This window comes from Pseudomonas sp. MF7453 (assembly GCF_016405455.1).
In the GTDB taxonomy this organism is placed as follows: Bacteria; Pseudomonadota; Gammaproteobacteria; order Pseudomonadales; family Pseudomonadaceae; genus Aquipseudomonas; species Aquipseudomonas paralactis.
In genome coordinates this window covers 1-13,011 of sequence record NZ_JAEKCN010000017.1, presented here as the reverse complement: position 1 = coordinate 13,011, position 13,011 = coordinate 1, and the positions used below count along the sequence as shown (strand labels likewise).

The following is a 13,011-nucleotide window of genomic DNA, read 5'->3' as shown; positions in this document are numbered from 1 at the left end:
CGCTTAGTCGCCTGATCGCTTCCCCCAAGCCGCTGGCGTACTGAAAAATGCCTGCGCGTTACTGTCCAGGGTCTCCAGGTGATAACCACCCTCCTGCACGATCAGGCACGGCAGCCCCAGCCCTCGAATGCGCTGCCCTAACCGCGCGAAGCCTTCGCGCGTCACCGAGACTTTGCTTTGGGGGTCCAGCTCGTAGATATCAAAGCCCAGTGACAACACCAGCACATCCGCCGAGAAGCTCTTCACCGCTGCCAGGGCCTGCTCCAGCTTTTCGAAGAACACCGCTTCGCTGGCACCATGTGGCATAGGCAGGTTGAGGTTGTACCCTTCGCCGGCGCCGTTGCCTTTTTCCTCGGCAAAGCCTGTTACGCCGGGATAGAAGTTGGTCGGGTCGCCGTGGATCGACACATACAGCACGTCATTGCGGTCGTAGAAAATCTCCTGGATGCCTTGGCCGTGGTGCATGTCGGTATCGAGCACCGCGACGCGCTGGAAGCCTTGGCGTAACGCTTGCGCAGCCACCGCCGCATTATTGATGTAACAGAAGCCGCCCGCCGCATCGAAGCGGGCGTGATGCCCCGGTGGCCGACACAAGGCGTAGGCGGCAGGTGCGCCATCGAGGATCGCCTTGGCAGCGGCAACCGCGCTCTGGGCTGACCAATACGCCGAGCGCCAGGTCAGTTCACCGATCGGGCAACTGCCATCAGCCAGGTAACGTGCCGCCTGGGCAAGAATGCCGCGCAGGGCGTTGGGCTCGCGTACGAAGATGTTGGACATGACTTCGTCGCCCCAGTCTTCGGGGATTTCCTTCCAGCGTTGGTGAGCTTCTTGAAGAAAATCCAGGTACGCAGCGCCGTGCACGGCGAGCAGTGGTTCCATACCGTAGTCGCTCGGTTGCTGGATATCAAAGCCCAGGGTTTGCGCAGCCAGCAGCAGGTTGCGCGCACGCTCGGGGACCTCCTGTGGTGTGTGCATCTGGCCACGGGAGTAGTAGCTGCGTGGGTAATGCAGCAGTTGTTCGGGATGGAAAAACGTATTCATAGGATGCTCCTGGATAAACACAGAACCTGTGGGAGCTGGCTTGCCTGCGATTGCGCACGGTCAGAGCACAATGTACTGCCTGCTTCACCGCTATCGCAGGCAAGCCAGCTCCCACATGGGCACGGCGTCAGCCTTTAGAAATGAACCTGGCCGGCGCGTTTCAACACGGCGTTGAGCAATACATCGGTGCCCTGGCGCACGTCTTCGGGCAAGACGTCTTCGGCTTCGTTGTGGCTCAGGCCACCGACGCAGGGGATGAAGATCATCGCGGTCGGGCAATAGCGCGCCAAGTGGATAGCATCGTGGCCGGCGCCGCTGATGATGGTCTGCTGGCTGTAGCCCAGCGCGTCCACCGACGCTTGCACACAGGCCACGCACTCAGCATCGAACGGCGTGGCCGGGCTGAGCCAGTGCGGTGTGATGGTCACGCTAAGGCCACGGTTGTCGGCAATCGCCTGCAGGCGGGCGCGCACTTGCTGCTCCATGGCGTCGATATCGGCGTCGCGGTGATGACGCAGATCGACAGTGAAGTCGAGCACACCGGGAATGGTGTTGCGCGACGACTTGGCGATGCTCAACTCACCCACCGTAGTCAGGCCATGCGGGGCAAAATCGGCAGCGAGGTTTTCCAGCGCCTGGATCATTTTTGCGGCGCCGTATAAAGCATCTTTGCGCAGCGCCATCGGCGTGGTGCCAGCATGGGCGGCCATGCCTTCGACCCGTACATCGAGCCAGCGAATCGCCTGGCCGCCGGTCACCACGCCGATACTATTGGCGTTGTCTTCCAGGATCGGGCCTTGCTCGATATGCGCTTCGAAATACGCATCCACCGCCCCACCCAATGCACGCTCACCGTTATAGCCGGTGGTGCGCAACGCCTCGGCTACGCTGACGCCATCACCGTCGGTGGTCGCCAACGCCTTGTCCAGCGCGAGGGCACCAGTAAAGACCGCCGAGCCCAGCATCGCCGGGGTGAAACGCGCGCCTTCTTCGTTGGTCCACACCGCGATTTCCAGGGGCTTGCGCGTTTGGATGCCGTGGTCGTCGAGGCTGCGGATCACCTCCAGGCCCGCCAATACGCCGTACACACCATCGAAACGCCCGCCTTCGGGCTGGGTATCGAGGTGGCTGCCGATCATCACCGGGGCCGCGTCATTGTCGGCACCCGCGCGACGGGCGAACAGGTTGCCGATGGCATCCACGCTCAACGTCAGGCCAGCGGCCTTACACCAGTGACTGAACAGCTCGCGACCGGCCTTGTCTTCGGCGCTCAATGCCAGGCGACAGCTGCCACCGCGTGCGGTCGCGCCGATCTCGGCCATGTCCATCAGGCTACGCCACAGGCGCTCGCCATTAATCTTCAACATTGCTGACTCCCTCAACTGTGTGCCATTTCCAGGCGGTGGGCCGTGGCGTGGCGGCGGGACAAGGCCAGCACGCATACCAACGAAACCGCCGCGATCACGCTGTAAAACACTGCCATCGGCCACCACTGGCCCAGGTATTGATGGGCCAGCCAGGTGCCGATCAACGGTGTCAGGCCGCCGGCCAGCGCGCCGCATACCTGGTAAGCCAGGGAGATCGCGGTGTAGCGCACACGGGTTTCAAACAGGCCGCTGACAAAACCTGCGATGACGGCGTAGAACGACGCCATGCACACCACCGCCAGGGCTATGCCGAGGATGATCAACGGCGCCTGGCCGCTGCTGACCAGGACGAACATCGGGTACGGCGAGGCCATTGCCAGCACGCACATGGCGCACAGAAACCGCGTAGCACCGACCTTCTCCGCCACCCAGGCAGCCAGCGGCTGAACGCAGAACTGAATAATGGCGACGAAGAACAGGCATTCCAGAATCAACGAGCGCGGCAGGTTAAGTTGCTGAGTGCTGTAGGCAATCATGAAGGTGTTGGTGAAATACACGCCGGCAATCCCCAAGGTGTTGGCGCCAATGCACAACAACAGTGGACGCCAAGCGGTCTTCAGCACTTCCAGCACGGGGGCTTGGTCCTTCTTGATCGCCCGGGCTTTTTCCGCCAGGGCCTTGTCTTCGAGGAACTCCGGCGACTCATTTACACCCAGGCGAATCGCCAGGCCGACGACCAACAGCAAGGCACTGGCCAGGAACGGCAGGCGCCAGCCCCAACTGAGCAAGTCTTCTTCCGGCAGACGCGTGACGGCACTGAACGCCAGCAAGGAAAGGATCAAACCCGCCGGGCTGCCCAGCTGCGCGAAGGATGCAAAGAAGTTACGACGCCCCTTTGGCGCATGTTCCCCGGCCATCAACACCGCCCCGCCCCACTCACCGCCCACCGCAATTCCCTGTACTACCCGCAACAGGATCAGCAGCACCGGTGCGGCAGCGCCGATCTGGGCATAGGTCGGCAACAAGCCGATGCACACCGTGACCACGCCCATCATCACGAGGGTAATCACCAGGGATTTCTTGCGGCCGATGCGGTCGCCGATATGGCCGAACACGATGCCGCCCAAGGGCCGCGCAAAAAAGCCCACGGCGAAGGTGCCGAACGCGGCCATGGTGCTGAACAATTTATCATCGGAGGGGAAGAACAGCTGACCGAACACCAGCGCCGCAGCGGTGGCATAGATGTAAAAGTCGTACCACTCGATCATGGTGCCGATAAAAGCGGCGGCCGCGGCACGGCGAGGCTGCGGCGAAGCGGAAGGCTTCATGGGGCTGGCTCCTTTGTTTATTTTTTTGGCAGGAGAAGGTCAAACCGGTGCGCTCTGGTGGCGCTCGTTAAGCCTGATTTTTCGGCCAGGGGCTATGATTAGTCAATTTTCTATTTATTATCTTGATTATAAATAGTGCTTATTATCGAGCCACGCCATGCCCGAAACCCGCCGCGATATTCACCCGTTGCTCAACGACCGCCTGGACTGGAACCTGCTGCGCACCTTCCGCGTGATCGGCCAGGAACTGAGCATCAGCCGCGCCGCTGCGCGCCTGCACCTGACGCAACCGGCCATCAGCCAGGCGCTCAAACGGCTGGAAGAGCAATTGGGCTGCCAACTCATCGCGCGTCGCGGCCCACGCTTTGTACTCACCGAGGCGGGTGAACAGATTTTCGCGATTGCCGGTGAGATGTACGGCCAGGTGTCGCAGATGAGCAACGCCCTGCAAAAGCCCGGGGATGAAGTGATCGGCAAAGTGCGCTTGCTGATGATCAGCCGGATTAATTCCGACACTTTCGATGACTTTCTCGCGGGTTTTCATCGCGAGCATCCACGGGTCGAGCTGGAAGTCGAAGTGATGCGCAGCTCCGACATCGTCGCCGCCCTGCTGGAAAAAACCGCGACCCTGGGGCTCAGCCTCAATCGCCGGCCACAGCCGCGCCTGGAACAGCACCTGTTTCTGCGTCAGCGCTATGCGTTTTTTTGTGGGAAACACCACCCATTGTTCGGACGCACAGGCTTGGTCGAAGGGGACTTGCAGTCGGAAAACTTCGTGAGTTTTACCAGCGACCAGATCGGCGGGATGCTCTCGCCGCTGACGATTTTTCGCGATCAGCAAGGGTTCGGCGGGCGGATCGTGGCGTCGTCATCCAGCCTGGAAGAAGTGCGGCGATTGGTGATTGCGGGGTATGGCCTGGGATGCCTGCCGGTGCATGTGGTGGCTGAAGATGTGCAGAACGGGCTGCTCTGGCGGCTGCCGCCGGATGAGGGCATTGCGGATGTGGATATTCACGTGCTGTGGAACCGGGAGCAGAAGATGAGCCGGGCGGAAGGGGTGTTTATTGAGTGTCTTCTAAGTCGGTTGGCCGACGAATGATTGCTCACATCGATAGCTCTGATGATTACTATCGAAACGAGCGCCTGAACGATTGCCGACACTGATTCCTATAATCGCCCCCAGCTTCCCTTTCCTGCGTCTGACTTCAGGCGACTTTCACCTTGGAACCCCACACCATGCCAAGCGCGAGCCAGGCCCCTAGCGGCCTTCCCGAACATAATCAACAAAGCGTCAAACAGCAGTGGCTGGCGATTCTTTCGGTCGCCGTGGGTGCCTTTGCCCTGGTGACCAGCGAGTTTCTGCCGGTGGGCGTGCTCAACGACGTCGCCAGCGACTTGGGCATCAGTGCCGGCCACGCCGGTTTGATGGTCACATTGCCCGGCATCATGGCCGCCCTCGCCGCGCCGTTTCTGTCGGTCAGCATTGGCGCCATGGACCGTCGCTACCTGCTGATTGGCCTGACACTGGTGATGATCATCGCCAACTCGGTGGTGGCCTTAGCTAACGATTTCAGCCTGCTGCTGTTCGGCCGTGTATTGCTCGGCATCAGCATCGGCGGTTTCTGGGCCACGGCCATCGCCCTCAGTGGCAGGCTGGCGCCCAAGGGCGTTGGGGTCGCGAAAGCCACGTCGATCATCATGATGGGCGTGACCCTGGCCACCGTTCTGGGCGTGCCTGTGGGTACCTGGCTCAGCGGCCTGATGGGCTGGCGAATGACCTTTCTGGTCACCGCGCTGGTGGGTGTGCCGGTGCTCCTGGCGCAAGTCTTCCTGCTGCCGCGCCTCAAACCGGAAAAGGCCATTGAGGTTCGTGACCTGCCAGCCCTGTTTATCAACCCACAAGCGCGGGTCGGGTTGATTGCCGTACTGCTGATCGGCCTGGCGCACTTTGCTGCGTACACTTATGTCGCGCCGTTCTTCAAACACAGCTCCGGCTTCGACGGGCCGACGATTGGCTCATTGTTGCTGCTGTATGGCGTGGCAGGCGTACTGGGCAATGTGTTCGCCGGCTTCGCCGCCAACCGCAGCGTGCGTAACACCTTGCTGCTGGTCGCGCTGATGATCGGGACCAGCACCGCCCTGTTCCCCTACTTCGCCACCGGTATGACAGGCGCCGTGGTGCTGATCGCACTCTGGGGCTTTGCCTTTGGCGCCTTCCCGGCCTGCGCCAGTATCTGGATGTTCGTGGTGGCGCCCAAGGATGTGGAACGAGGCATGCCGCTGTTCGTGGCGCTGTTTCAGGTGATCATTGCCCTGGGCTCGTTCTTTGGTGGACGGATCGTCGACCAGATGGGCAGCTCGGTGTTGTTGAGCCTGGCCACTGTGTTGGTGGGGTTGGGGTTTGCGACCGTGCTGGTGTTGGGCCGCAAGGTGAGCAACAGCTTGGTGGCGCAGCCTGCCTGACCGAGTTGCAGCCACAAAAAAGCCTGCTGAGCGTTGAGTTCAGCAGGCTTTTTTCGTTTCAGGGAGCAGGTATTTATTTGGCCGTGGGGAAATCACGCTCCAGGACAGCGTCCACCAAGGCTTGCGCGTTTTCAATCAACTGAGCCAGGGCCATGATCACGGGCGACTGCGTGCTGACTGGATCTTCGGCGCATTGGTAGGCGGTTTGCAGGGCGGATGACAGGATTTCGGTGGCGTTTGTGAGGGCTTCTTCGGTGCCGACGTCATCGGCTACGCAAAAGAGTTTGCGGGCATGCCCTTCAGTAAAATCAGCGGTGCTGTTCTTCATGATGTAACTCCACGTTATGAAAAGAAGCTACCACTCCCCGCTGTCAAACAGGATTGGGTGGCAGCTGTACGCGGGTTGACAGACCGGAAACGTGGAAACCCGGCGCACCCGAAGATGCCCCACGCACAGCCGCCATAACAAATGGGCACAGACAGACGCCTGGAACCAGTTTGGGGATGCACAGAGATCGCACGTTATTCGGCCTGTCAAAACCGATCGCCATGAGGGCGACGGCGGAAGGTTAGCGCCCTACCCCAGCCAACGCAACCCTGCTCGAAAACCGCCGAACCCGCATAACGTAAGCACCTGTTTCGGAAAAGCTTGGTAACCAGAATACCCACAGGGAACCTTGTGCGCATAAGCCTGCGAGCTAGTCTCAAAAAGTCGCCGCCGTGGCGACATACTGTCAAGGGTGCTGATATGCCAACGAGATATCGCGATGCGGTCACAGGTGAATACGTAACCGAGCAAGAGGCGAAGAAAAGACCAAGGGAAACGGTGAAAGAAACCGATAAAAAGCGCCCGGCGAAGCCGACGGCCAAAAAGTAGGATCAACAGATGAGAGCGACTGCCGTATGTCCAGACAAACTTGCCAATGAAACCCGATTGCCCCAATGTAATGACCAACGTCATTACACAAGGAGCTATCCATTGGCATCTATCAACATCCGTATCGATGACGACCTGAAAACTCGCGCCTACCTGGAACTGGAGAAGCTCGGTGTCACCCCTTCCGAACTGATACGCCAGGCGCTGCAATATGTTGCCGAGCGCGGCCAGTTGCCATTTAAGCCTGTGCTGATGACTGAAGAGGATGAAGCCTTGATGGCGACCGTACGTGAGCGTCTTGCATCGCCTCAACGCGTGAGGGTTTCTTTGGATGACCTATAGCCTTGATTTTGATGCGCGTGCATTGAAGGAATGGCAAAAACTCGGAGACACCCTCCGTCAGCAACTCAAAAAGAAGCTAGTCGAAATCCTGAACAACCCACGTATTGAAGCTAATCGCCTCCATAGCCTGCCTGACTGCTACAAGATCAAACTGCGTAGTAGCGGGTACAGGCTGGTGTATCAAGTGATCGATCAGGAAATTACGGTGTTCGTGGTCGCCGTTGATAAACGTGAGCGTGATCAAGCTTATCGCAAAGCGTCTGAGCGCCTTGAACAGCGCTAGGCGGGACTATAATAAATCCCTGAAGCAGCCATTAATAACGGCCGGAAACGAAAAAGCCCCGCAGCTTATTCAGCTACGGGGCTTTTTCTATGTAATGGCGGAGAGATAGGGATTCGAACCCTAGGTACCGGTGAAGGTACAACGGATTTCGAATCCGTCCCATTCGGCCACTCTGGCATCTCTCCAACGGCGCGCATCATAACAGCATGATTGATGGATGCAAAGCGCCGAAGCGATTTTTTTCCGTGCTATCAGATGCTTGCGTCGATTACAGCGGTACGCCGAGACGATTGGCGACTTCTTCGTAGGCTTCGATCACGTCACCGAGGCCTTGGCGGAAGCGGTCTTTGTCCATCTTCTTCTTGGTGTCCTTGTCCCACAGGCGGCAGCCATCGGGGCTGAATTCGTCGCCCAGGACGATGGAGCCGTCGTGGAATACGCCGAATTCGAGCTTGAAGTCCACCAGCAACAGGCCTGCGTCGTCGAACAGCTTGGTCAGCACGTCGTTGACCTTGAGGGACAACTCCTTCATGCGCGCCAGTTGCTCAGCGGTGCCCCAGCCGAACGCCACAACGTGGGATTCGTTGATGAACGGGTCGCCCTTGGCGTCGTCCTTCAGGAACAGTTCGAACGTGTAAGGGTTGAGCTTGAGGCCCTCTTCCACGCCCAGACGCTTGACCAGGCTGCCGGCGGCGTAGTTACGCACGACGCATTCCACCGGAATCATGTCGAGCTTCTTGACCAGGCACTCGTTGTCGCCCAGCAGTTTGTCGAATTGGGTCGGGATACCGGCCGCTTCGAGCTTCTGCATAATGAAGGCGTTGAACTTGTTGTTCACCATGCCTTTGCGATCCAGCTGTTCGATGCGCTTGCCGTCGAACGCCGAGGTGTCGTTGCGAAACAGCAGGATCAGGCGGTTGGCGTCGTCGGTCTTGTACACCGACTTGGCTTTGCCGCGGTAGAGTTCTTCACGTTTTTCCATGATGGGCTCCGCTTTGAGTAAGGTGGGCTAGGCGATGTGTCGCCAGTCGAGCCCTGAATCTTGATCGGCCAGTTGCAGCCAGTCCGGGTCGCACCCGAGGGTGTCGACAAAACATTGCCGGGCAAGCGTCGGCAGGTTGTTCTTGCTGCTGAGGTGAGCCAGGACCAGGTGTTGCAGGTCTTGCCAGCCCAACTCGTACACCAGGTATGCCGCCTGGTGATTGTTCAAATGTCCCAGCTCGCCGCCCACCCGTTGCTTGAGAAAGTAAGGGTAGTGACCGCGTGCCAGTAGATCCCTGCAGTGGTTGGACTCGATCATCAAGGCATCGAGGTCCCGGTAACCGTCCAGCACCCTGGCGCAGTAGGAACCCAGGTCGGTCAGCACGCCGAAACGCCGCTGGCCGTCACTGAATACGTATTGCGTAGGCTCCTGGGCATCGTGGGCAACCGCGATGACATTGATGCTCAAGGCACCGATTTGCAGTTGTTCGCCACCAGCCAGAAAACCTGCCGGCTCGATGGGTTTGCGCATCCCGCGCAGCGTGCCGCGGCTCATGTACACCGGCAGATTGTAGCGCCGAGACAGTAAACCCACGCCATGCACGTGGTCGGCATGTTCGTGGGTCACTAGAATCGCGCTCAACTGCGCCGGGTGGACCCCGAGACGCAGCAGGCGTCGCTCGGTTTCTCTTAACGAGAAACCACAATCGACCAGCACATACGTGTCATCGTGGGCGACCAGCGTACCGTTCCCTTGGCTACCGCTGCCGAGAACGGCAAAACGCATCGGATCAGCCCAGGTTGTCTTGAATCACGCCCAACACTTTGCGCGCTGTTTCAGCTGGCGCGACGGTGTTGATGTTCTTCTCGACGGTGACTTGCACGCTTTCGCCCACCTTGCTCAAACGAACCTGGTAACGCTCGGCGCGGGTTTCGATCTCTTCCTTGGTCGGCGCGCTGCCGAACAATTTGCCGAAGAAACCTGGCTCGTCGTCTTTCTTCTCGGCCTTTTCAGCCACGTTGATGTAGTACAGGCCCAGGCTGCGGTTGATGTCTTCAACGCGCCAAGGACCTTGCTCCAACGCACGGCCAACACTGGCCCAGGCACGGTCGAGGTCTTCACCCAGATTGAGCACCACGTTACCGCTGCCGTCTTCGGTGAGGCTGACGCGGTTAGGGGTGTCGTAGTCACGGGCGGCGAGCAGGGAAACGGAACCGCCCTTCTCGGAGATACGGCTCATGCTGGCGAGCATTTCGTCGACCAGCGCAGCGTCTACGCCGGTGTTGACCGAACGCGGAGTGAAATCGACGTTGGCTGTGCTGCCGGCAGGGCGCTCGGCGCTGACCACATAGACTTCACTGGTATTGCGCTGCACGCCCGGCTCGATGCGCACACGCACACGGGCTTCACTGTCGGCGGCTACACCGCCCGCCAGCAGACGCTGGGCCATGTTGGCGGACAGCTCACGGCCTTGCTGCCACGCAGTGGTGAATTCACCGGTCTGCGGGCGTTGCTGGTCGATCCGGAAGCCGTTGTCCTGGAAGAACTGCACCGCCACCGGCCAGACTTCGGCAGGTGGGCGCTGGGCGACGATCCAGCGGTTGTCGCCACTTTTTTGCAGACTGTAGTCGCCGGCATCGGCCACTGCCGTGATCGGCTGCGGGCGCGGTACTACGTACTCGCCCTTGACGGTGTCGTCGGCGACGTTGCGCGGGATCGGCAACAAGGGGTCAAGACGCTTGGCGACATTGACATCAGGCGGCAGCTGCATCGGTTTGGTTGCTTGTGCTTCCAGGTAATCGCTGCCGCGGTCACGGAAGTAGCCTTCCGGGCCCCATACCCAACCGCAGCCACTGGTGCTGGAGATAATCAAGGCAAGTGCGGAAAGTCCGGCCAATCGCTTCATGCGTAGTGCTTCCTCAATTAAACCAGGACGCCGGACTGGCGCAGGGCCTGTCGCAGCGGTTCGTGACAGGCTTCGCTGAGCCGGGTGAGCGGCAGACGGATACCGTCCGGCATCAGGCCCATCTCAGTCAGCGCCCATTTCACGGGGATAGGATTGGATTCGATAAACAGTGTCTTGTTGAGCGGCATCAGCTTCTCGTGGATTGCACGTGCCGTCGCGGCATCACCGGCGATGGCGGCGGCGCACATGTCGCTCATGGCACGCGGAGCCACGTTGGCGGTCACGGAGATGTTGCCCTTGCCACCCAGCAGGATCAATTCGACAGCGGTGGCGTCGTCACCGGAATACACCAGGAAGTCACTGCTCACACCGGCCAGGATGTCCTTGGCGCGCTGCAGGTCGCCGGTGGCTTCCTTGATGCCGATGATGTTCGGCACGGTGGACAGGCGGATCACGGTCTCGGCCTTCATATCGCACGCGGTGCGACCCGGTACGTTATAGAGGATCTGCGGGATCTGAACGGCTTCGGCGATGGCTTTGAAGTGCTGGTACAAGCCTTCCTGGGTCGGCTTGTTGTAGTACGGCGTCACCAGCAGGCAAGCGTCGGCGCCGGCTTTTTTGGCGTTGCGGGTCAGCTCGATCGCTTCGCGCGTGGAGTTGGCGCCCGTTCCGGCGATCACGGCGATGCGGCCCGCAACGCGTTTGACCACGAACTCGATCACCTGGATGTGTTCTTCCACATCGAGGGTGGCCGATTCACCTGTGGTGCCGACCGCCACGATGGCGTTGGTGCCCTCTTGCAGGTGGAAGTCCACCAGTTTGCCCAGGCTGTCCCAGTCGAGACGACCTTGTGCATCCATGGGTGTGACCAGTGCCACCATACTGCCCGCAATCATGCAACCGCTCCTGCCGGAAAAAGAGAGCCGTAATGGTACTGGCGCCAAGATGCTTGTACAAGCGAAGTACCGCGTGAGGATGCGTTCTGGAGCAACTAAACGTCGGGCAATGCCATCATTGGGCCAAAGCACCGCTTGAAGCCGGCCGATCACGCAATGAAAACGCCACCTCCTAGCCCTTGGCGACGCTTTTCGCTACCCTTGATCCTTTGATCGATACAGCCCACACGGTATCGACCGCTCATCGCTTTAGGAAGGCTGCATGTCCACCCCCACAGTTCGCGAACAATTCCTTGTTATCAGTGCCCTCGGCGCCAACCCCATGGAGCTGACCAACGTCCTGTGCCGCGCCAGCCATGAGAACCGCTGCGCGGTCGTGACCTCGCGCCTGACTCGCCACGGCGAGTGCAGCGCGCTGGTCCTGCAGATTTCCGGCTCCTGGGACGCCCTGGCGCGCCTGGAAACCGGCCTGCCGGGCCTGGCCAAAAAACACGACTTTACCGTCAACGTGGTGCGCAGCGCCGCCCTGGAAAATCGCCCACAGGCGTTGCCTTACGTGGCCTACGTCAGCTCAGCCTACCGTTCGGACATCGTCAACGAGCTGTGCCAGTTCTTTATCGACCATAACGTCGAGCTGGAAAACCTGACCTGTGACACCTACCAGGCGCCACAAACCGGCGGCACCATGCTCAATGCCACCTTTACCGTGACTTTGCCGGCCGGCGTACAGATCAGTTGGCTGCGCGACCAGTTCCTGGATTTCGCCGATGCCCTGAACCTCGACGCCTTGATTGAGCCATGGCGCCCACAGAACCCCATGTAAGGAAGTACTTCTCTATGCCGGTAGCCATCGACACACCCGTGGCCGATTTCGAGGCCCAGGCCACCAGCGGCCAGACCTTCAGCCTTGCAGCCTTCAAGGGCAAGCAAGTGGTGATCTACTTTTACCCGAAGGACAGCACCCCTGGCTGCACCACCGAAGGCCAGGGTTTTCGTGACCAGTACGCCGCGTTCAAGGCCGCCAACACCGAAGTGTTCGGCGTGTCGCGTGACAGCGTGAAGTCCCACGAGAACTTCAAGGGCAAACAGGAATTTCCGTTCGAGCTGATCAGCGATAAGGACGAAGCGGTCTGCCAGCTGTTTGATGTAATCAAGTTGAAGAAGCTGTATGGCAAGGAATACCTGGGCGTGGATCGCAGCACCTTCCTGATCGACAGCCAAGGTGTGCTCCGTCAGGAATGGCGCGGCGTGAAAGTGCCAGGGCATGTTGATGCGGTTTTGGCGGCAGCGCAGGCGCTGAACAAGGCTTGATCTTGCCTCGATAAGCCTAGGTATCTACACAACTTTGTGGGCTGTAGCAGCAGACGGTAACCACGATGCGAAGCGAGTAGCTCTTGACCTTGATCTGCTTGTGATCTTGATCTCAGGCGCCCCGTTAAACCACGCTGGCCGGAATTCGACAGGGATTTGGGGGGTAAACCGGCAGGGATGCCGGTTTAGCCGCCCCGCGCCATGGATGGCGCGTG

At 59.8% G+C, this 13,011-nt stretch carries 14 protein-coding genes and 1 tRNA gene; 6 read left to right on the top strand and 9 right to left on the bottom strand.

Annotated elements, in window-relative coordinates:
* Nucleotides 1-3: 3 nt before the first annotated feature.
* From JFT63_RS23415 to JFT63_RS23405, 3 genes are all read right to left on the bottom strand, one after another.
* Nucleotides 4-1,041 carry a histone deacetylase family protein gene (locus JFT63_RS23415; RefSeq protein WP_198844886.1) on the bottom strand — a complete coding sequence of 346 codons (1,038 nt, stop codon included), beginning with the start codon at nt 1,039-1,041 and terminating at the stop codon, nt 4-6.
* 134 nt (nt 1,042-1,175) lie between these two features.
* Nucleotides 1,176-2,408, bottom strand: a complete 1,233-nt coding sequence (locus JFT63_RS23410) for a Zn-dependent hydrolase (protein ID WP_198844885.1) — start codon at nt 2,406-2,408, stop codon at nt 1,176-1,178.
* 11 nt (nt 2,409-2,419) lie between these two features.
* Nucleotides 2,420-3,736 carry an MFS transporter gene (locus JFT63_RS23405; protein ID WP_078820591.1) on the bottom strand — a complete coding sequence of 439 codons (1,317 nt, stop codon included), beginning with the start codon at nt 3,734-3,736 and terminating at the stop codon, nt 2,420-2,422.
* A 157-nt stretch (nt 3,737-3,893) separates the two neighbouring features.
* Between JFT63_RS23405 and JFT63_RS23400 the strand changes: the two genes are divergently transcribed.
* Nucleotides 3,894-4,835: a LysR family transcriptional regulator gene (locus tag JFT63_RS23400; protein WP_198844884.1), complete on the top strand. Its 942-nt coding sequence runs from the start codon at nt 3,894-3,896 to the stop codon at nt 4,833-4,835.
* Between the two features lie 137 nt (nt 4,836-4,972).
* Nucleotides 4,973-6,199, top strand: a complete 1,227-nt coding sequence (locus JFT63_RS23395) for an MFS transporter (protein WP_198844883.1) — start codon at nt 4,973-4,975, stop codon at nt 6,197-6,199.
* A gap of 73 nt (nt 6,200-6,272) precedes the next feature.
* On the opposite strand, the gene JFT63_RS23390 is transcribed toward JFT63_RS23395, so the two are convergent.
* Nucleotides 6,273-6,527 carry a DUF6124 family protein gene (locus tag JFT63_RS23390; protein WP_003189534.1) on the bottom strand — a complete coding sequence of 85 codons (255 nt, stop codon included), beginning with the start codon at nt 6,525-6,527 and terminating at the stop codon, nt 6,273-6,275.
* A gap of 651 nt (nt 6,528-7,178) precedes the next feature.
* Here JFT63_RS23390 and JFT63_RS23385 point away from each other — a divergent pair.
* The gene (locus JFT63_RS23385) at nt 7,179-7,418 is read left to right on the top strand and encodes a type II toxin-antitoxin system RelB/DinJ family antitoxin (protein WP_020301039.1); all 240 of its coding nucleotides are present in this window, start codon (nt 7,179-7,181) and stop codon (nt 7,416-7,418) included.
* Nucleotides 7,408-7,701, top strand: a complete 294-nt coding sequence (locus JFT63_RS23380) for a type II toxin-antitoxin system RelE family toxin (protein WP_032892910.1) — start codon at nt 7,408-7,410, stop codon at nt 7,699-7,701. The genes JFT63_RS23385 and JFT63_RS23380 overlap by 11 nt, the downstream gene beginning before the upstream one ends.
* A gap of 95 nt (nt 7,702-7,796) precedes the next feature.
* On the opposite strand, the gene JFT63_RS23375 is transcribed toward JFT63_RS23380, so the two are convergent.
* From JFT63_RS23375 to dapA, 5 genes are all read right to left on the bottom strand, one after another.
* A tRNA-Ser gene (locus JFT63_RS23375) sits at nt 7,797-7,886 on the bottom strand.
* A gap of 83 nt (nt 7,887-7,969) precedes the next feature.
* Entirely contained in the window at nt 7,970-8,683 is a 714-nt protein-coding gene (purC, locus tag JFT63_RS23370) for a phosphoribosylaminoimidazolesuccinocarboxamide synthase (protein WP_005786030.1), read from the bottom strand.
* Between the two features lie 27 nt (nt 8,684-8,710).
* Entirely contained in the window at nt 8,711-9,469 is a 759-nt protein-coding gene (locus JFT63_RS23365; RefSeq protein WP_057701162.1) for an MBL fold metallo-hydrolase, read from the bottom strand.
* 4 nt (nt 9,470-9,473) lie between these two features.
* The gene (bamC, locus tag JFT63_RS23360) at nt 9,474-10,589 is read right to left on the bottom strand and encodes an outer membrane protein assembly factor BamC (protein WP_198844882.1); all 1,116 of its coding nucleotides are present in this window, start codon (nt 10,587-10,589) and stop codon (nt 9,474-9,476) included.
* 17 nt (nt 10,590-10,606) lie between these two features.
* Entirely contained in the window at nt 10,607-11,485 is an 879-nt protein-coding gene (gene dapA, locus JFT63_RS23355) for a 4-hydroxy-tetrahydrodipicolinate synthase (RefSeq protein ID WP_057701164.1), read from the bottom strand.
* 262 nt (nt 11,486-11,747) lie between these two features.
* Between dapA and JFT63_RS23350 the strand changes: the two genes are divergently transcribed.
* Both JFT63_RS23350 and JFT63_RS23345 read left to right on the top strand, forming a co-directional pair.
* Nucleotides 11,748-12,308 (top strand): glycine cleavage system protein R, encoded by a 561-nt coding sequence (locus tag JFT63_RS23350; RefSeq protein ID WP_003189463.1) that lies wholly within the window; start codon nt 11,748-11,750, stop codon nt 12,306-12,308.
* 14 nt (nt 12,309-12,322) lie between these two features.
* On the top strand, nt 12,323-12,796 hold the full coding sequence (locus tag JFT63_RS23345) for a peroxiredoxin (protein WP_014717367.1): 474 nt from the start codon (nt 12,323-12,325) through the stop codon (nt 12,794-12,796).
* The last annotated feature ends 215 nt before the right edge of the window (nt 12,797-13,011 follow it).